The following is a 19,517-nucleotide window of genomic DNA, read 5'->3' on the forward strand; positions in this document are numbered from 1 at the left end:
TCAATAGAATTGCAGCTCCTGCTTGAATACCCTTCTGCGGTCCGGCTTAGTCCCGCTACCCTAGTTCCAGTGGTCTTATATGGATGTGAAAAGTGTATTACATACCTATGCGGCAACTTGGATAAGTTGACCTCTTTTTTTCAAACCTTACCCCTGAATTTTACGCATATGTTGTTCTATCAGACATCTCGTGGCCTCAGAAAAAAAAGCATGAATATGCTATAATGTAGGTTCTATTGAAGGAAACCGGAACAACGTAATGCAGACGGGCAGACAACTTCAGGAGAGGAGCAGAATGTATGGCTGTGCAGTATGAAACGGAACTGTATTCCCCTGTCAAAACTTTTTTTGAACAGCGCGGCTTTGATGTCAAGGCAGAGGTTAAGCATTGTGACCTGGTCGGGGTCAGAGCGAATCAGTCTGAGCCACTTATTGTGGAGATGAAAAAAACGTTTAACCTGTCTTTGCTATTGCAAGGCATGCAGCGCCTAAAACTCAGCCCGCTCGTATATTTGGCGGTAGAGCGAAACCGGAGTAAACGCGGCGCCGTTAATCAGCGCTGGGGGGAACTGACCGCATTGTGCAGTCAGCTCGGTCTGGGGTTATTGACGGTCACCTTTTACAAAACCAAAGCACCTCTGATTGATGTATTATGTGAACCCGCTGTGATATCCGGCACTGGCACATCCCTACCGGTAACCCGAAAGAGCGGTATACGCCGCCAGCGTCTGCTCAAGGAATTTGATGAACGGAGTGGAGACTATAACATAGGCGGAAGCAGAGGCCGACAGCTGATGACAGCCTATCGGGAAAAAGCTATACGTGTCGCAGCTGCGCTAAGATCCAGCGGTGAGTCTTCACCAGCAGCTCTTGCCCGGCAAACCGGTGTAGGCTCAGCAGCAGCTATTTTACAAAAAAACTATTACAACTGGTTTGAACGTGTTTCCCGCGGCAAGTATATGCTCACCATCAAAGGTATGGAGGCATTAACCGAACATGAACTTATGATTCAGGATCAAAATCTGACGGCTGGGGAAATAGACGCTTGGACCAAGCATGATCAAGAGGACACGTTCTATGTTAGCTCAGATGAATCCGGCGATTCGACGGATGAGGAACTTGCTCAGATTGCCGAGGTCACCGAACGTTATCACCTGAGCACAATTAAGAACTGAACGATATGATGATCGATAAAGACCCTTTTGTAGTTTTTGAGTTACCTGTATCCCATGTGAATGTAGAGCTAGGAAGCTCACCCTCGCCAAAATAAAACACAAAAATGCCCGTTATCTCCTTACAGAGACAACGGGCATTTTTAGTAAAGCTATTTGAAATGAATTAGAAGCTTGCTGCTACTTCTTTAGCCAATTTCAAACCAGCTTCCACGATCTCTTGGGAACGATCTGGAGCTGCATTATGACCTTCTACAACAACAACCTCAGGGTTTTGAATGCCCCAGAAGCCAAGTACGTTTGTTACATAACGAACGGACATTTCAGCAGATGCCATAGGCTCTGCGGAATATACGCTACCACGTGCGTTCAGCAATGCTACTTTTTTGTCGCCTACCAGACCTACTGGGCCTTCAGCAGTGTATTTAAACATTTTGCCTGCTTGGCTCAGGTAAGAGATGTAGTTAACCAGTGGTGCTGGAACAGTGAAGTTCCACAGTGGGAATGCAAATACCACTTTATCAGCCGCCAGGAATTGATCCTGCAGTTGTGCAGCCAGTGCTGCTGCTTTTTGCTCTTCTGGAGTTGCTTCAATGCCGTTAGCTGCTTTGTAGCCGCCTGTGATTACAGTGTTGCCGTAGTATGGAAGATCCGTATTGTAGAGGTCCAACTCAGTGATTGTATCACCTGGGTGGGACTCTTTGTATGCGCTCAGGAATGCATCGTACAATTGAACACTAACTGCTTGATCCGCAGGACGGTCATTAGCTTTAATAAAAAGAACGTTAGACATATTAAAATTTCCCCCAATAACTAAAATGTATGAGTGCGTGCCCTGAACTCGCAACGGTTGTTGCCTAGTATAAAGAAGCCGATCACTCATTAATTCATATTATATATAAAAATGTTAGTGGATGCAATAACGTAATCTCTTTGGTTATAAATAAACTTGAATTACTGTATATACTACCTTCTGGTTGTTTAGGTACGAGCGGTAAATTCAGAGATGGCTTCGCTAATCAGATTCATGCCAAGAAGCAGCTCATCGCGACCGGGACGGCTGAAGTTTAACCGAATGTATTGTTGATCTAGCGTTCCTGTAGAGCATAACGTTCCAGGCAAAAAGGATACACCCTTCAATAAAGCTGCCTTAAGTAATGCCTCACTGTTGAGTCCTTCTGGTAACTGCACCCATAGATACATTCCACCTTGAGGGATGTTATAACTGCATCCTTTCCAGCCGGGCCTTTTCAATAATTCAAGCATCAGTTTAAGTCTTGTTTTATATTCCCTGTTCAGCATTGATAGGTGATCACTCCATCGGAAAGGTGACTGTGCAAGCAACTGGTATAACAGCCGCTGGTTCATTGGACTAGACTGTCCATCTGCAATTCGTTTGACGGAGGTCATCGCCTGAATCAGTGCCGGATGGCCAGCTGCCCACCCTGTGCGGAGTGCAGGTGCAACCGTTTTGCTGAAAGAGCCAATATAAAGGACATGTCCACCCTGATCTGCGTTATCCAATGCAAAGAGTGAAGGATATTTGCCGTAGAATGCGGCTGGTTCCAAGCCATCAAAATGCAACTCGCCATAGGAATCATCCTCTACAAGCAACACACCATAACGCGAGCACAGATCAAGCACGGCTTCTCGACGTTCCATGCTCCACAAGATTCCCGTAGGATTAGAAAAGCTGGGTGCAGCAAAAAGCAGCTTCGGTCTCACCTGCTGCATGTGCTGTTCCAATAAATCCGGCAAAATGCCATCCTGATCTCCCAAAACAGGTACAATCGTGGCCCCTTGCATTTCCAATACCTCAAGACAACCAGGTGAAGTCGGATGTTCAACAAGCACGGAGTCTCCCGGCTCCAATAACAGACGCATTACAAGATCAATAGCTTGTTGGGTGCCTGTGGTCAACAGAATCTGATTGGAGACAGTCCGGATCCCCTTGCGCTTATTCCAATCGGTGTTCAACCATTCCCTTAATGGGGCATATCCTCCCGGCTCACCATACTGCAAAGCAGAAGGGCCTGAACTGAATACAGACAGTGCCGCTTCCTCCAATAGTTTAAAAGGAAACAGTTCCTCCGCAGGCAATTCTTCAGCGAGAGAAATGAAATACTCCTTGCCAGACATCTCACGTATATCCCTCAGAGGTGAAGACAAAAGCCTGTTGGTACGGGAAGCAAAGAAATATTTCATGGATAGATCCCCCTTCATCCCTATTCCGAAACTGTTCTCGCAGCCGCCCTACAACCTATTCCGACTGGTCATCAAATATAACTGAAAGGTTACCTGTCTGGACGAATCCGATTTTGACCTGCCAGAACTACACGAATTTGACCTGCTAGGATCAGTGAAGGCAATAATCAGGAAACCGTCTTGGACTGCCTTGCATGCAAGGCATAACGTTCGATGGCCTGCGCTCGGCTGCTTACTTCCAGCTTCACATAGATTTTACGCAAATAATTGTCAATCGAGCGTCGGCTCACATTGATCTCACTCGCTATTTTATCATAGGTTACCCCTTGAACAATTCTTTCCATAATAAAAGTTTCAGTTTCTGTTAGTTCAATAAAACCTTTTTCTGCCTGTGAGTCGGCAGGCTGTCCCCAGTCCTCACTGTTTAACCACGACATGGGAATAGAAACGTACCCTTCTCTTAGTCCAGAGATCAGGTGAATCAATTGGCTAGGCGAGGCCTGTTTGGATAACATGCCGCTCGCCCCAAGGCTCATCAGATAACGAAACAGCTTTACGTTGTCTTCGTCTGTCAGAATAATAATATGCGTGTCATTCGATAGCCCTTTTATTTGAGCGATGTATTGATCCGCCTGTCCCTCTGGAAGACGATAATCCATAAGAATTAAATCAGGCTTGTGTACCCTTACCAATTCAAGGCCTTCTGTTCCCGTGGAAGTCATGCCTCGTACCGTCAGATCCTGCTGCTCTTCCAAGATTAATTTTGTACCCAGCATGCTGGTGGGGTGGATATCTACGATGACCACCTGCCATACTTTTTTCATTGTGGTTCCCCCTGTTATGTATTGGACAATTGACTTCTGTTTCCCATCTATTTCCTTATACGCAGTTTATGCGACAGTCCGAGTATAGATGAAGCAAAAGTCGGATTATGTCGAATAAAAAGGAAATACAGGACTAAAGCTCTCAAAAGCTCTGTTTTCTGACTGTATTTCACTGCTGAGACGGCAAGATGGATCTCTTTCCATGCCTGAAATGATCAAAAGCTAGTATAAATTTCCTGCATTTCTATCTAAAAAAGTCGAAAAACCCATCCAAAGTTCCTACTTATTGCATCTATAAGAAATTGTATCCTAGGACTTCCTTCCGATGCAATCTCTTTTTCATCTATTATTTAAAGAATTTCATTTTTGCGTAAATAAATGCAGCATGGTAGAATGAGGATTGGTATTTTTAATCTTTATTCTATCGAACCAGGAGTGATGATATGAAACTATCCGACCCGTCTTCTGACATCCATCACACCAGGAGCGCCAAAGGCAAGATCAGATCATCGGTTAAATGGTTTCTGGTCATGTGGATCGTCCTCATTGCACTAGGAGTCACTGGAACCTACTATTATAGTAACCACCTCCAGCAACAGATGATCAACCAGCTTCAGGTCCATACTGATCATCAGATTGACGCCTTGAAAACCGATTACGAAAAGCAGCTAACAACGATATCATCTGAAGTTGCAGCATTGCAGGGGCAAGTTCAGTCCTTCAATGAACTGCTGAATTTCACCAAGGATAATGCAAGCAACAAAACGGACAACAGCAACAAATTGTATACGCAACTGAGCGAAGTGAAGAAACAACTGGAAGCTCTCCAGAAAAAGATGGACTTGCTCAAATGATTACACCCGCGAAACAGGTTAATCGTTTTTTTATGCTTGCACTCGCTCCCTTTATAGGATTGATCATATGTTTGCTGCTGTTTCGTCCAGAGTTTGAAGCCGGAACTGTGGTTCCTTCGAACTTGCCCGAGGAACGTGTAACCTCTCAGACCCAAGCAATTAGCAAAGAGCTTGCGGGGGCAAAAGAGGCTGCTGTTGAAACTTCTTCTTCTATTAAAAGAACGACCCAGCTCTACAACAAAACTACCAGCACCATGACAACTCTTGTACAAAAGGCTACCGCTCAAGCTTCGCGTCCAGAAACCATCTACAATAAGCGAATCACCTCTAAACTAGGGGTTCCTTTGGATCGTGTAGACAGTGATCGGATCACCATCGAGTTGTATCGGGTTAATCCGGGTACTTACACGGGATATGCCATGAAGATCAAGCTGAAGGATCACAGTGCGATGCAGATGGCCTTAAATAGTGAACTTGGACGATCAGAGACGACGATGCAGGCCGTGAAACGAAGCGGAGCCATTGCCGGGATTAATGCTGGCGGATTTGCCGACAGTGGCGGCAAGCGTTATCCACTCAGCACAACCGTCATGAACGGTAAGTATATCAACGGTTTTCAAGCCAGTTTCAAAGACCTCTTCTTTGTCGGACTTAACGATGCCGGCAAGCTGGTGGGAGGCAAATTTTTTGATAAAAGCTCCCTGGATCGTCTACGCCCGCAATTTGGAGCGACATTTGTACCAATCCTTATGAAAAATGGACAGAAAACGATTATTCCAGACAAATGGAAGGTATCACCGAAACGGGCTCCAAGAACCGTTATTGGCAACTACAAGGATGATCAATTACTCATTATGGTTGTCGATGGTTATAACGAGAGCGGAAGCTCTGGTGCTACCCTAGAAGAGATGCAAGGAAGAATGCTTAAGCTGGGCGTGATGGACGCCTATAATCTGGATGGCGGCGGTTCCTCCTCGTTAATCCTGAATAACCGTGTGATCAACAAACCTTCGGATGGTAATCTCAGACCTGTGCCTACCCACTTTTTATTTTACAAATGATGGGACAGGGCATTCCTTTTCTAACTAATATGGTTATAATAGAAGTAAATGAGCTTTTGCAGGAGGTGCGAAGTGTATGTCGTTTTCTCTGACATTCTGGATTATTGCAGTTGTATTAACGCTATTTATCACAGGCATCCTCACTTCATCCTACAACCAAGACAAAACAAAAGGCCTGTAAGGCCAAGCCTCTCCATGGGAGAGGCTTTTTTTATATTTTCACATACAGCAAAAGACAAGATCTAAAAGGACGTTTCCCTCCTTCCAAAACTTGTCTCTTGTTATAAACAATTGATTTTGCCGCCAACCAACAGATGATACCAATCTTTGTTTAGAAACTGACTGCACGGTCGTTTGGCATGGACAGCATAACATCAGCCTGATTTGGGCCTGTCACAGACTCCCCTTCTACCAAGGTGACATATATTCGTTCGTGATCTACGGGTTCACCAGCGATAATTTTTATTAATTGTTCAGCTGCAAGTGCGCCCCACTTTCGCTTGGAATAATCGATGCTTGCCAGCTTGGGCTGAACGTAGTTACTGAGCTCAATATGATCAAAGCCAATCACATCGATCTGTCTGCCTACCTGAAGTTCACTTTCTGCAAGACGATCACATAAACCGATTGCCATCTCATCATTGAGACAAAAGACACCCGCTGGTTCGTTATACGTCTGTATAATGTAATTCGCCGCTCGTTCCCCTCCACTTTTCTCAAAATCTCCCTCGAGTTCAATCCATTTGACATCCGTTTGACGCTCCACAACTTGTCTTACGGCTTTCAATCGCTGCACGGAATCAAACGAACCTTCCGGACCTGTAACTACGTAGATCTTTTTGTGCCCTTGTTCAATCAAATATTCCATCGCCAGTGTGGCCCCAGCCTTGTTATCAAGCAGAACCTGATTAATATTAGGATGTTTCAACTCACGGTCAAGCACTACAATTTTATGTCCTCGATCAGCGTACTGCATAAGTTCCTCACTTGAAAACGTATGATCGAGAATAATGGCCCCGTCAATCATTCGCTCTGGCAACATCCGATGAGACTGTTTGCCGCTGCATACAATAAGATCATATCCTCGGGCATTACATATCGCTTTCATACCCGTTAACAAGTCTCCGTATACATCACCGCTGAAGTCAGTCAGAAACACACCCAGAATCCGCGATTCTCTCTTTTTCAGTGTTCTGGCAGCCGCATTGGGAACATAGTTCAGCTCCTTAGAGATGGCCAGAATTTTAGAACGGGTCTCATCGGTCACTTTGTTGCTTCCATTCAGCGCGTATGATACGGTCGAGATGGAAACTCCCGCCTTTTTGGCGATATCCTTGATACTGACCATATTCTTCGCTCCTCTGTTATGTTAACCAGGCCTTTCATCACGAAAGACCTGATATTTAAAAATAAATTAACTTACGTTCGTTACAACATGAACCGGATCAGATAAGTCTGAATGTATGGCTCTGTGTATCCCGGCTGTTTGGTCCGACCATCAAATGAAACTCTCCACGATCACTGCGATAGCTGAGATCAGCATGGTGATAACGTAATTGCTCTTCTTTTAATGTAAAAGTAGCCGTACCTGTTTCTCCCGGTGCAAGGGACAGCTTCACATAATCTTTCAACTCACGCATGGGACGAACCACCTCGCCACTTATATCCCGAACGTACAATTGCACAGTCTCCACACCAGCACGATCTCCTGTATTGGTTACACGTACCTGAACCGTCAGAGAATCATTTGCAGTCAGCTCCTGTCCCGACACTTCAACCTCTCCATAAACAAATGTCGTATAGGAAAGACCATATCCAAACGGGAACAACGGTTCATTCGGACTGTCAATATATTGGGAAACATAACGATTCTCTGTATTATCCGGGTTGATTGGACGCCCCGTATTGAAATGGTTGTAATATACCGGGACTTGTCCAACCGATTGCGGGAAGGACATTGTGAGTCTGGCGGACGGATTCACTGCTCCTGTGAGAATATCCGCAACCGCTGCTCCTCCTTCACTCCCTGGGAACCAGGCCTCGAGTACAGCATCTGATTCGCTAATAACTCCGTTCAGATCAAGTGGGCGTCCGTTGAAAATGACACTGGCGATCGGTTTGCCTACCGTCTTGAGCGCCTGTACCAATTGCAACTGCGCTGCTGGCAAACGAATATCTGTCCGCGAACCGCCTTCTCCACTCATCTCGGAATCTTCGCCCAGTGCAAGCACGATGATATCGGACTGACTTGCTGTTTCCAGCGCTGCAGCAATCTGCTCATCCGTGATGGTATGCACATCACTGCCCTGAGCTACGAGAACCTTACCTTGTGGGAGGCGCTCCTGTAACGCTGTTCCCAGCTTCACCGCATCTGCTTTGACACCTTCACAAGACCACCAGCCAAGGATGTCTTCGCTTTGAGCGAACGGTCCAATCAAGGCTACCTTCGTGTCTGGCTGGAGCGGAAGAGCTTGTCCATCATTTTTGAGAAGTACCGCAGACTTCGCAGCAAGTTCCCGTGATACCTGACGATGTTCCTTGGAGAAAACAATCTCGCGCTCACGCTCTGGGTCAGCAGCTCGGAATGGATTTTCGAACAGACCGAGCTTGTCTTTGAGCTGTAAAATGCGCAAAACCGCTTCATCGACAAGGTGCTCTTCCACTTCACCCTTTTGAACCAGTTCAGGCAAATGGTTGACGTAACATGGCGTCATCATCTCCATATCCACACCCGAACGAATCGCACGATATGCCGCCTCTCGGTCATCCTCGGCCGCACCATGGGCAATCATCTCACGAATGGAAGCCCAGTCCGAGATTAACACGCCATCAAAGCCCCATTCTTCGCGTAAAATACCACGCATTAATTTCTCATTTCCGCTGGCTGGAATACCATCAACGGTATTGAATGAAGTCATTACCATCTCCACACCAGCATCCAGTGCCGCCTTATATGCTGGCAGATAATATTCACGGAGCTGACGCTCTGACATATCTACCGTATTGTAATCACGCCCACCCTCCGCAGCACCGTATGCGGCGAAGTGTTTTACACAGGCTGCAAGACGATCCAGCTCATCTGTCAAGTTATCCCCTTGGTAACCGCGAACAAAAGCGGCAGCAAATAAACTATTTAAATACGGGTCTTCGCCTGTTGTTTCCATCACGCGACCCCAGCGTGGATCACGAACCAGATCCACCATCGGTGCAAAGGTTACATGTAATCCCGATACTGCGGATTCTCGTGCCGCAATCTCGGCACTTTTCTCCGCGAGCTCCAGATCCCATGAACAGCCAATGGCCAACGGAATCGGGAAAATCGTTTTAAAGCCATGCACTACGTCTGCCATGAATAACAGCGGAATGCCAAGACGGCTTTTTTTCAAATAGGCTTCTTGTACATCCATAATCGCTTGTGCACCAGATAAGCCAAGGATGGATCCACTCGCTCTCACGGACTGTTCTGTAATACCCATCTCTTCCATCGGACCTGTAATCTGCCCCAGCGTATCTGTTCCTTCGTAGAAATTGGCAGTCAGCTGCAAGAGCTGCGCAACTTTCTCTTCCAGCGTCATCTGATTGACCAAATCCATCAACTGCTGATTATTCACGTAACCATCCTCCACTAACTACATTTTAATTGAAAGAAAGAACCCGGCTGCGTTCGGGGAGAGACCGCGCACCGGGTTCAATCGGACGGAGAGGCAGAACGCTCCTGCCTTCCCCGTGTTGTTCTTCATTTCATTACGTTTACTGGAACTTTTCGTTCAATTCGTCCAGATAAGGCTGAACCAGAGACATTTTGCTGTTAACCCACTCTTTCCAGTTGGCTTCCAAGTCTCCGCCTTTAAGGATCAAGTTCGCATATTCGTTTTGATAATCAAAAGATGCCTGACTTTTCGCTTTAGAATCGTACAAGTTAACATCCCAATCGTATGGTGCTAGTGATTTACTTTCAGTACCAAGTTTTGCTTTCTCCTGGAACAATTCTACTGCTCTATCACGATAATCTTTTTTGATTGCAGGGTTTACTACACTGAAGTCATCGCCAAGAAGATAAAGTCCTTCAAAACGTGCAGGGTACTTATCTTCGAGTACCGTTCCCTCTGGCAGCAAGTTTACCAATTCTTTGTTGTCATCGTATTTCCAGTCCTTGCCTTCGAAGCCCATGTTGATCAGCAATTGTCCTTCTTTGGTTGCAGAGTAATCGATCAAGTCCATGATGCGTTCGAATTTCTCATCACTAATGTTCGGGTTGAAAATCAGAGCAGACCAGAAGTTCGCTTGCTCCATATTGCGGTATTTACCGTCATCACCAAGAACGATCGCTGTGTGAACGAGATCATCACTGTTAACGCCGAGGTTCTTTCTCATATCAGAATCCAGACCTTGTCTATAGGAAGCAAGTCCACCAAGACTGGTTACAGCCGCAGTACCTGTTACTTTGAAGTTGTTTTGTCCTTCATTGTTTTTCCAAGTGTAGAACTCTGGGTTAAGCAGCCCATCCTTGTACGCTTTTTGCATCAATTTCAAACCTGTCAGTGTTTCCTGATCTGCAGGGCCCCAATGGAACTTACCATCTTCACCTTTGTAGAAAGGAACGTCTGTCATCGCATGAACACTGTTCGGCATGATCATGTTTGTCATTGCATCAGCAGCATTGTAAGACAATGGCACCAGTTTATTACCAACCTTGCCTGGGTCTTTTTCTTTCACCAGTTCAGCAAACTGATTCAACTCAGACGTTGTGTACGCATCTTTCAGTTCAAAACCAACCGCTTTTGCCCAGTCTTTACGAAGAGCGATAACACCGATTTGGTTCGTCAGTGGATCAGCGGGTTTGTTTTCGAAATAAATAGGTCTAGGAAGCACGTACGTACCGCCTGTCAGTTCTTCCAACTTGTCGCCAAGACCTGTCAGCTTGTAAGCCGCAGCAACATTGGGCCAGCGCTCTTTCCAATCATCCGGGAATTTATAGAACAAGCCTTGATCAATGTTATTGATTGCATCGCCGTGTACATAGTTCCATACCGCTACATCCGGCAGGTCACCCGAGTTAATCCACAGGCGAAGTTTCTCACCCCATGAATCCCAGTCAATATAGTTGTAATCCCACTTGATGTTGAATTTGTCTTCCCAGAACTTATGGAACTCATTGTCCATATTTCCGGTTTTCACTTCGGTCAGATTCGCTACAGAAATGGTCAGGTTATCTTTGTAATTCCCTTCCGCATCCTTTTCGTTGCCACCATCTGAGCCTTTGCTGCTGTTGGAACAAGCCGACACAACCAACATCATGAGACAGAGTGTGATCGCAAATAACGATTTGACTGACAACTTTTTACCCGTTTTCATGCTTTTACCCCCATGTTTTTAGTCGAATTTCTTGTGCATTGAAATCCTATGTGTATATCAGGTCTTGATAGCCCCTGTTAATACCCCTTTGGCAAAGTGCTTTTGTAGCAGTGGGAAGAAACACATAATTGGTACCATCGTGACAAATACTGCAGCCATCTTCATCCCCATGGAGAAGCTGCTCAGTTTCACTGCATCGACACTGGATGCATTGGAGGCATTCGTTGTGGCAGTTACAATAATGTTCCTCAGCACGTTTTGCAGCGGTAACTGATCTGCTTTTCGCAGGAAGATCATCGCGTCATACCAACTGTTCCAGTAGGCTACCCCGTAAAAGAGTGTAATGGTTGCCATAATTGGCGTTGCCAACGGAAGAACGACGGAGAATAAAATTCTCCACTCTCCTGCCCCATCGAGTCGTGCAGATTCCATAAGCGATTCAGGCAATGTGTAGAAGTAGTTCATCATCAGAATCATGTTAAAGGCACTGAAGCTTCCTGCCAGAATGACAGACCATAACGTGCCTGTCAGTTGTAGTGATTTCATAATCAGATACAGAGGAACGATACCTCCGTTAAAGATCATGGTGAACAGTACCAGGAAAAAGATAAACTTTTTAAACGGGAAATTGCCTCGGCTCAGTCCGTAAGCCATACTTGTTGTCAGGAACAAGCTGAGCGGCAAACCAATAACTAGCAAAATCAATGTATTTTTGTATCCCGACAGGATTCTTCCGTCAGCGAACAGTGCTTTATATGAATCAAGCGTGAACTCTTTCGGGAACATCAGGAACGGATTTTCAGCATACTCTTTTTGTGTTGCAAACGAGATCATAATGACATTCCAGAACGGAATCAGAATCATCAGGGCAAGCACCAGTAAAACGGCGAATATCATGTAATCCAGAAAGGTCATCCGTTCGGTGCCAATCTTTGGCTTTCTTCCAGCTTTGCTCATCTCACTTCTCCTCCTCTCTTATCGGAATAAACCGTCTCCACCAAGCCATTTGGCAAATCTGTCGGCCAGAAGTAGCAGCACCATATTCACCAGGGAACGGAACAAGCTGACCGCTGTCGAGAATGAAAAGTCGGTTGATGATTGGAACGTAATCCGATAAATATATACATCGAGTACTTCAGATACATTTTTCGTTGCCGCATTCGCCAAGTTGAAGATCTGGTCGAAACCGGAGGACATCAATCCGCCCACCGACAAAATAAACATAACCGTGATCGTTGGCATAATGTTTGGCAGTGTAATGCGGAACATCTGCTGCATCCGGGATGCACCATCAATCTGTGCAGATTCATATTGATCCTGATCGATACCGGAGATTGCTGCCAGGAAGATAATTGCGCCCCAACCGCTCGATTTCCAGATGTCAGTCAGCAGCAACATGGGAACAAAGTTGGATTCCGAACCCAAGAAATTAATCGTTGGCAAACCAAGTAATCCAAGTGCACTGTTCACTAGTCCGTCATAGGCAAGCACATTGATGACTACGCCGGATACGATGATCCAGGATAGGAAGTGCGGGAAAGTCAGGACGGTCTGGAACCACTTTTTCCCTCTGCGCATCCGCAGCTCATTCAGCAACAGTGCCAGAATAATCGGGAACGGGAACTGAATGATCAGTTTCAGAATGTTAATGTAAAGCGTCCGCCATACGGCATCAATAAAGGTTGGATCACGGAAAACGTATTTGAAATTTTCAAATCCGCTCCATGGACTTCCCCAGATTCCAAGGTTCGCCTTGTAATCTTTGAATGCCAATGACAAGCCACCCATTGGCATGTAGGCAAACAAGATCAACCAGACTAGTCCCGGAACAAGCAGGGTGTACGTCATCCGATGCTTCCAGACTTCAGTCCAGAGCGACTTGCCTCTCGTGTTTGCCTTCAGCTTTTTGTTAGGTCCTTCGGCTGCAGGTTTCAATTTGCATCTCCTCACTCTACTATGGTGTTGTCGTTATAAAGAAAATCAAACATCGTTTTCAGATGTTGCTCCCAAAATCTCCATTCATGTGTGCCAGGTGTCTCGACATACCGAAAATCAAATGCAGTTCCCTGCATGTACTCGGCATACTCCCGGTTCATTTCCACGAAAGGATCATGATCTCCGCAGCAACTCAGAATCTTCGGCAAGGACTTTCCCTGCTCCAGAAGTCTGGCTGACAATGCGTAAATATCCTGTTCAGCCTTAACCTGTAAACGTTCCCCAAAAACCGCTTTCATTTCCTTGATCATGCCTTCTGGCATATGAGGATCACGAAGACGTGCCTGAATATTCGTTACACCGGATAAGGACACCACTTTGCTGTACTGCTCAGGATAGGTCAGCCCACATTTCAACGCTCCGTATCCACCCATGGACAAACCGGCAACAAATGTTTTGGCTGGATCGGAATTCAGTTTCAGCAATCTCTCACATATTTCGGGTAATTCCTTAGTGATGTAGTGGAAGTAATTCAGGCCGTATTCCATATCGGTGTAATAACTGCGATTAGCTTCCGGCATGATGACAGTACAACCGTATTGGGCTGCATACATCTCAATTGTGGTCAGACGTTGCCACGTACTCGCATTGTCTCCCGCCCCATGAAGCAGATATAGTGTACCGCCTGAAGTCTCTCCGGAGTCACTGGACACCACGTGTATGCTGGTGTTCATGCATAATGTGGGCGATCCGGTTTCGATAGTAATGTGCGCCATGATCGTAACCCCTTTCATCTTTGTTGCTCTTAACTGCGGTTTGTTTTTTCTTTCTCTGTGTGCCGTAACTTTTACCCTCAGCTTGCTCCCCTTAACTACCTTTTGTTATCGAAACGATTCTCTCGAATCGTTTCAAAAACACTCAACATTGATTTACTTGAAGCTTAAATATCAACGTTTTACTTGGAAGCGATTTCTTCGAATCGTTTCGAATAAATCATAAGCCCGATGAGTAAATCCTGTCAATAACCTTTTTACATTTTTCGCGTTTTTTTATCAAAAAAGTGACCTGGTTGTTTCATTTTTGATTCCAAAGACACTTTTTTTGCGAATAAAATAAGGTTTACTCATTCATTATTACACCTGAATTGACATTAAACTAAGAATATACTAACATGGGTTCTAATTTTGTAATCAGATTACGGAAACGTTTCACCAACCTGAATTCATTCAGATACAAGCCTGAAACTGGAGGGTTATCATGTCCGAACAGCTTAAAGGATTCATAGATAAAATCACAGCAGAGGAACTTCTTGTACACTCTGTACGTGTACAACAGAACGGACTACTTCTGGATGAGTGGCATCCAGACGGGGATCGCCGGCGCGTGCAACATTCTGTAAGTAAATCCTTCACCTGCATGGCGGTTGGGTTGGCCGTTCAGGAAGGAATTATTCGGTTAGATGACACATTAGGCGACTACTTCCCTTATGATCAAGTACAGCTATATCCCACACAATTCCCTTCTCCGCGAGAGCTTACACTGCGAGATCTGCTTCGAATGACTTCGGGACATGATTCCCCTCCTCTTTGGGCGGACGAACGAGCTTCATTACAGGAAAAGGACTGGGGAAAACACTATATGTCTCTACCACTGGATCGAAGGCCAGGAGAGCAGTTCACATACAGTAGTGGGGATACGTTTATGATTTCGGCCATGTTGCAAGAGGCTATTGGTCAGACAGTAAAAGATTACCTCATTCCACGTCTTTTTGAACCACTCGGTATGCTTGATATAGAATGGGAGACTTCTCCGCTCGGCGTTACTCTGGGATGTGCAGGTTTGTGGCTGAGTAACGAGGAATTAAGCCGATTTGGTCAGTTCTTACTTCAAGAAGGTCGCTGGAATAACCAACAGCTGGTTCCAGCTGAGTGGATTAGAGCAGCTACTCGTAAACAGATTGAGACTAGCGGAGATGGGGATTGGGGACAAGGCTATGGGTATCAGTTCTGGATGTGCTCGCATGATGCTTATCGAGCTGATGGAGCTCATGGTCAATTCTGCATTGTCCTCCCTTACAAAGAGACTGTCATCAGTATCAACAGTGAGGAAGAGAATATGCAAGGTATTCTGAACGCTGTCTGGGAGCAGATCTTGCCTATACTTGCTTAACGATAAATAAAGATGCAAAAAACGCCATGGAGTTTATAGAATCCATGGCGTTTTTTTTTGCTACTTTTTATGAAAGCTGGGTCATTTCTTCTAAGCATTGTGCGCATATGTAACGCTCTTTAAAGTCATTGACATCTTCCATTGATCCGCAGAAAATACATTTCGGGCGATATCTTTCCAAGATAATATGATCCCCTTGAACTAAAATTTCTACAGGATCTCCCTCATTCATTTGATACCTTTTGCGCAAAGATTTAGGCAATACGATCCTACCCAATTGGTCAACTTTGCGAACTACTCCAGCTGGCTTCATAGCTACGGCACACCTCTCCTATCTCACTCTGAATTTCTAGGTACATTAGTACTATATCTATAGATTCGCCAAAATTTTGTCGAATCCTGCTGGAAATAAACATTTTTTGTCCTTTTTTTTGAAAAATGTTTTTTTAGCGAATTCTAACCGTCTTTTTAAGATGCGATTCCCTAATCCAGTCCTGGAAAATTTAGCTGACGCAGTGCTTCGTATACAATAATCGCTGCTGAATTGGAAAGATTTAATGAACGAACATCTCCGCTCATCGGCATTTTCATACATGTTTCTGGATTAGCAGCAATTAATTCAGGCGGGAGTCCTTTCGTTTCTTTACCAAACACGAGAAAATCTCCATCCTGAAATTCGAAATCCGAATACCGGTTTTTAGCTTTCGTTGTTGCGTAGAAAAAACGTCCGTCCGGATACTTCTCCTGAACCTCGTCAAATGAATCATGATATTCGATGTGAACCGCATGCCAGTAGTCGAGTCCAGCACGCTTCAAAGTCGCATCATCTGTTCTAAATCCCAGAGGACGCACAAGATGAAGATGAGTGCCAGTCGCCGCACAAGTACGCGAGATGTTCCCCGTGTTAGCCGGGATCTCCGGTTCAACAAGAACGATGTGTAATGCCATATGTGTTTGATCTCCTTTTTATTTCATGTACATGTATACAACAATCCTCTAATTTTAAAGAAAAGCCCTCCACACGTCAATGTGGAAGGCTTTGCCACAGCAGAAGCACAGCTCATCCAAGCCTCACTGCTGCTATATTTCTTCTTTTTTTTGAAAATAAAGTTATCCGTTTGTCTGCTGGAAATGGTTCATAAAGTCGGTAAGCGCCTTAACGCTCTCGTATGGGGCTGCGTTATAGATTGAAGCACGAAGCCCCCCTACACTGCGATGCCCTTTCAGACCTACAAAACCTTCCTGCTCTGAAGCTTTAATGAATTTCTTTTCCAGTTCCTCAGAAGCAAGCCTGAACGTCACATTCATCAACGAGCGGTCTTCTGACGCAACGCAGCCACGGTAGAAATCACCTGAGGAATCAATCGTATTGTAAAGTAATTCCGCTTTTTTGATATTCTTTTGTTCCACACCAGCCAGACCGCCTTGTTCTTCAATCCATTTCAACACTTCGTTCACCATATATACCGAGAAGGATGGTGGTGTATTATATAGGGAATTGTTATCTACATGAGTGCTGTAACGGAACATGGTTGGAATGGTCTTCGGAGATTCACTCACCAATTCCTCGCGCGCAATAACAACGGTAATTCCCGAAGGACCGAGGTTTTTCTGTGCACCTGCATAAATCATACCAAACTGATTCAGATCAAACGGTTTGCAGAAAATATCACTGGACATATCTGCAATGAGCGGTACCGATCCGGTATCAGGGAAAGTCTTGAACTGCGTACCTTCAATTGTTTCGTTTGAAGTTACGTGTACATAAGCCGTACGTTCAGGCAAACTCAGATTCGAAACATCCGGTAATTTCATGAATTTATCAGATTCCGAAGAAGCGGAGATATGAGTCTCACCAATTAACTTCGCTTCAGACAGAGCCTTTTTGGCCCAGCTGCCTGTCATGATGTAACTAGCTGTCTGACCTGCCCCAAGCAGGTTCATCGGCAACATCGCAAACTGTGTGCTTGCACCGCCTTGCAAGAAAAGAACTTTATAGCCTTTCGGATTACCCAGCAGTGACAGCAAACGCTCCTGAGCTTCATTATGTACGGACTCGTACACGGCCCCACGGTGAGACATCTCCATAATCGACATGCCTGTATTACGAAAATCTACAAATTCCGCCTGAGCACGCTCCAATACTTCTAGTGGCAACGCTGCTGGTCCTGCATTAAAGTTATACGCTCTCTTTGTCACGAAATCCCCACCCTTTCCATCCTTAACTGACATATGAAGTAAATATTATCGCTATGATATCAGTATTCCCTGACCGCTTCAAGGGGAATATGCACTGAAAACGCGTTAAAAGCCATCAAATTCCTTTATCACCCTAAAAAGTTAAAGCACTGCACTGTTTGTTTCAAGGAAAAGCCTCCGAGAGCGAATCCCGGAGGCTTTAAGCTAGAACAACTTCGGTTCCCCTCCGACCGATTAGCAGTCGAAGTAGAGGCTGTACTCATGCGGATGAATGCGGATTGCAACAGCTTTAGCTTCATCACGTTTGAGGTTGATGTAGTTATCGATGAATTCTTTAGTGAATACGCCGCCTTCAGTCAGGAACTCGTTATCAGCTGCGAGAGCATCCAATGCTTCTTCGAGGGAAGCAGGTACACTGCGGATGTTTTCTTTATCTGCATCAGACAGGTCATAGATGTTTTTGTCCAGTGGACCGTATCCAAGCTCAGTTGGGTTGATTTTGCGTTTAATTCCGTCCAAACCGGCCATCAACATTGCAGAGAATGCCAAGTAAGGGTTAGCTGTGGAGTCCGGTGTACGGAACTCGATACGGCAGCCTTTAGGAGTTACAGCCGCTACCGGGATACGCACAGCTGCGGAACGATTACCTTTGGAGTAAACCAAGTTAACCGGTGCTTCATAACCAGGAACCAAACGTTTGAACGAGTTCGTGCTTGGGTTCGTCAAAGCGATCAGTGCTGGAGCATGGTACAAGATACCTCCGATGTAGTGCAGAGCCATTTCACTCAGGTTAGCATAGCCACCTTTGTCATAGAACAATGGGGAATCGCCATCGAAGATGGATTGGTGAACGTGCATTCCGCTTCCGTTATCACCAAACAATGGTTTTGGCATGAATGTTGCTACTTTGCCATATTGACGTGCCGTGTTGTGAACGATGTATTTGTATACAAGCAGGTTATCTGCTGTTTTCTTCAACGTATCAAAACGGAAGTTGATTTCAGCTTGACCGGCAGTTGCCACTTCATGGTGATGACGCTCGATGGACAAACCGGCTTCTTCCAACAAACGACACATTTCGCTGCGGATATCTTGTTGAGTATCCACTGGAGCTACTGGAACATATCCACCTTTAGTACGAACTTTAAAGCCCAGGTTGCCGCCTTCTTCTTTGCGATTTGTGTTCCATGATGCTTCTTCGGAATCTACGAAATAAGAAGAGCTGTTCGTGCCGCTCTCATAACGAACATCGTCAAAGATGAAGAACTCGGACTCTGGTGCGAAGAACGCTGCAGTACCTACGCCGCTCTCTTTCAGGAAAGCTTCAGCTTTAACTGCGATGCTGCGTGGGTCACGCTCATAACGCTCGCCATCCGGTGTGAAAATGTCACACATAACATTCAATGTAGGGTGTGCAGTGAACGGATCGACATAAGTCGCTTCAGGATCTGGCATCATAACCATATCGGACTCTTCAATACCACGGAAACCTTGGATAGAAGAACCATCAAACGCTACTCCATTTACGAACGTGTCTGCATCAACAGCCGAAGCTGGCAAAGAGATATGATGCGCACGACCAGCCAAATCTACAAAACGAAAATCTACCCACTCGATGTTGTTCTCTTGAATTGATTTCAATACGTTTTCAACCGACATGTATTCGTCCTCCCAAATATTCCGAACATTAAACAACCCCACGAAGAAAATGTCTATATATTCGAATTTTTTTCTGTCGTCATT

17 protein-coding genes are annotated in these 19,517 nt (G+C 45.3%); 4 read left to right on the forward strand and 13 right to left on the reverse strand.

The genetic code is table 11. From position 1 onward, the window contains the following. Nucleotides 1-299: 299 nt before the first annotated feature. Nucleotides 300-1,175 carry a DUF2161 domain-containing phosphodiesterase gene (locus AB4Z30_RS09965; protein ID WP_441925755.1) on the forward strand — a complete coding sequence of 292 codons (876 nt, stop codon included), beginning with the start codon at nt 300-302 and terminating at the stop codon, nt 1,173-1,175. A 163-nt stretch (nt 1,176-1,338) separates the two neighbouring features. Here the strand turns inward: AB4Z30_RS09965 and AB4Z30_RS09970 are convergent, their stop codons facing one another. The 3 genes from AB4Z30_RS09970 to AB4Z30_RS09980 form a co-directional block, all read right to left on the reverse strand. Further along, complete coding sequence (locus tag AB4Z30_RS09970) at nt 1,339-1,965, reverse strand: FMN-dependent NADH-azoreductase (RefSeq protein WP_441925757.1); 627 nt, start codon at nt 1,963-1,965, stop codon at nt 1,339-1,341. Nucleotides 1,966-2,153: 188 nt separating this feature from the next. Then, nucleotides 2,154-3,377 (reverse strand): aminotransferase-like domain-containing protein, encoded by a 1,224-nt coding sequence (locus AB4Z30_RS09975; RefSeq protein ID WP_441925759.1) that lies wholly within the window; start codon nt 3,375-3,377, stop codon nt 2,154-2,156. A gap of 167 nt (nt 3,378-3,544) precedes the next feature. Further along, entirely contained in the window at nt 3,545-4,201 is a 657-nt protein-coding gene (locus AB4Z30_RS09980) for a response regulator transcription factor (protein WP_441925761.1), read from the reverse strand. A 443-nt stretch (nt 4,202-4,644) separates the two neighbouring features. On the opposite strand from AB4Z30_RS09980, the gene AB4Z30_RS09985 reads away from it, so the two are divergent. Further along, nucleotides 4,645-5,055 carry a hypothetical protein gene (locus AB4Z30_RS09985; RefSeq protein WP_441925763.1) on the forward strand — a complete coding sequence of 137 codons (411 nt, stop codon included), beginning with the start codon at nt 4,645-4,647 and terminating at the stop codon, nt 5,053-5,055. After that, nucleotides 5,052-6,116 carry a phosphodiester glycosidase family protein gene (locus AB4Z30_RS09990; protein WP_441925765.1) on the forward strand — a complete coding sequence of 355 codons (1,065 nt, stop codon included), beginning with the start codon at nt 5,052-5,054 and terminating at the stop codon, nt 6,114-6,116. Before AB4Z30_RS09985 ends, AB4Z30_RS09990 begins: the two co-directional genes overlap by 4 nt. Before the next feature lie 331 nt (nt 6,117-6,447). Here the strand turns inward: AB4Z30_RS09990 and AB4Z30_RS09995 are convergent, their stop codons facing one another. From AB4Z30_RS09995 to AB4Z30_RS10020, 6 genes are all read right to left on the reverse strand, one after another. After that, nucleotides 6,448-7,464, reverse strand: coding sequence for a LacI family DNA-binding transcriptional regulator (locus AB4Z30_RS09995; RefSeq protein ID WP_441925767.1), 1,017 nt, complete (start codon nt 7,462-7,464; stop codon nt 6,448-6,450). 97 nt (nt 7,465-7,561) lie between these two features. Beyond that, nucleotides 7,562-9,709, reverse strand: coding sequence for a glycoside hydrolase family 3 N-terminal domain-containing protein (locus AB4Z30_RS10000; RefSeq protein ID WP_441925856.1), 2,148 nt, complete (start codon nt 9,707-9,709; stop codon nt 7,562-7,564). Nucleotides 9,710-9,866: 157 nt separating this feature from the next. Then, nucleotides 9,867-11,471, reverse strand: a complete 1,605-nt coding sequence (locus tag AB4Z30_RS10005) for an ABC transporter substrate-binding protein (RefSeq protein WP_441925769.1) — start codon at nt 11,469-11,471, stop codon at nt 9,867-9,869. A 57-nt stretch (nt 11,472-11,528) separates the two neighbouring features. Beyond that, nucleotides 11,529-12,428, reverse strand: coding sequence for a carbohydrate ABC transporter permease (locus AB4Z30_RS10010; RefSeq protein WP_441925771.1), 900 nt, complete (start codon nt 12,426-12,428; stop codon nt 11,529-11,531). 18 nt (nt 12,429-12,446) lie between these two features. After that, nucleotides 12,447-13,406 carry an ABC transporter permease gene (locus AB4Z30_RS10015; protein ID WP_441925773.1) on the reverse strand — a complete coding sequence of 320 codons (960 nt, stop codon included), beginning with the start codon at nt 13,404-13,406 and terminating at the stop codon, nt 12,447-12,449. Nucleotides 13,407-13,417: 11 nt separating this feature from the next. Further along, nucleotides 13,418-14,182 (reverse strand): alpha/beta hydrolase, encoded by a 765-nt coding sequence (locus tag AB4Z30_RS10020; protein ID WP_441925775.1) that lies wholly within the window; start codon nt 14,180-14,182, stop codon nt 13,418-13,420. Nucleotides 14,183-14,663: 481 nt separating this feature from the next. Between AB4Z30_RS10020 and AB4Z30_RS10025 the strand changes: the two genes are divergently transcribed. Further along, nucleotides 14,664-15,575 (forward strand): serine hydrolase domain-containing protein, encoded by a 912-nt coding sequence (locus AB4Z30_RS10025; protein WP_441925777.1) that lies wholly within the window; start codon nt 14,664-14,666, stop codon nt 15,573-15,575. Nucleotides 15,576-15,642: 67 nt separating this feature from the next. On the opposite strand, the gene AB4Z30_RS10030 is transcribed toward AB4Z30_RS10025, so the two are convergent. From AB4Z30_RS10030 to glnA, 4 genes are all read right to left on the reverse strand, one after another. Next, entirely contained in the window at nt 15,643-15,888 is a 246-nt protein-coding gene (locus tag AB4Z30_RS10030) for an AbrB/MazE/SpoVT family DNA-binding domain-containing protein (protein ID WP_090919903.1), read from the reverse strand. A 170-nt stretch (nt 15,889-16,058) separates the two neighbouring features. Beyond that, on the reverse strand, nt 16,059-16,523 hold the full coding sequence (gene trmL, locus AB4Z30_RS10035; protein ID WP_441925780.1) for a tRNA (uridine(34)/cytosine(34)/5-carboxymethylaminomethyluridine(34)-2'-O)-methyltransferase TrmL: 465 nt from the start codon (nt 16,521-16,523) through the stop codon (nt 16,059-16,061). A gap of 162 nt (nt 16,524-16,685) precedes the next feature. Beyond that, complete coding sequence (gene serC / locus AB4Z30_RS10040) at nt 16,686-17,774, reverse strand: 3-phosphoserine/phosphohydroxythreonine transaminase (protein ID WP_441925782.1); 1,089 nt, start codon at nt 17,772-17,774, stop codon at nt 16,686-16,688. A gap of 234 nt (nt 17,775-18,008) precedes the next feature. Beyond that, nucleotides 18,009-19,433 (reverse strand): type I glutamate--ammonia ligase, encoded by a 1,425-nt coding sequence (glnA, locus tag AB4Z30_RS10045; RefSeq protein WP_090919896.1) that lies wholly within the window; start codon nt 19,431-19,433, stop codon nt 18,009-18,011. Between the last annotated feature and the right edge of the window lie 84 nt (nt 19,434-19,517).

The organism is Paenibacillus sp. 2TAF8 (assembly GCF_052114825.1).
Lineage (GTDB): Bacteria > Bacillota > Bacilli > Paenibacillales > Paenibacillaceae > Paenibacillus.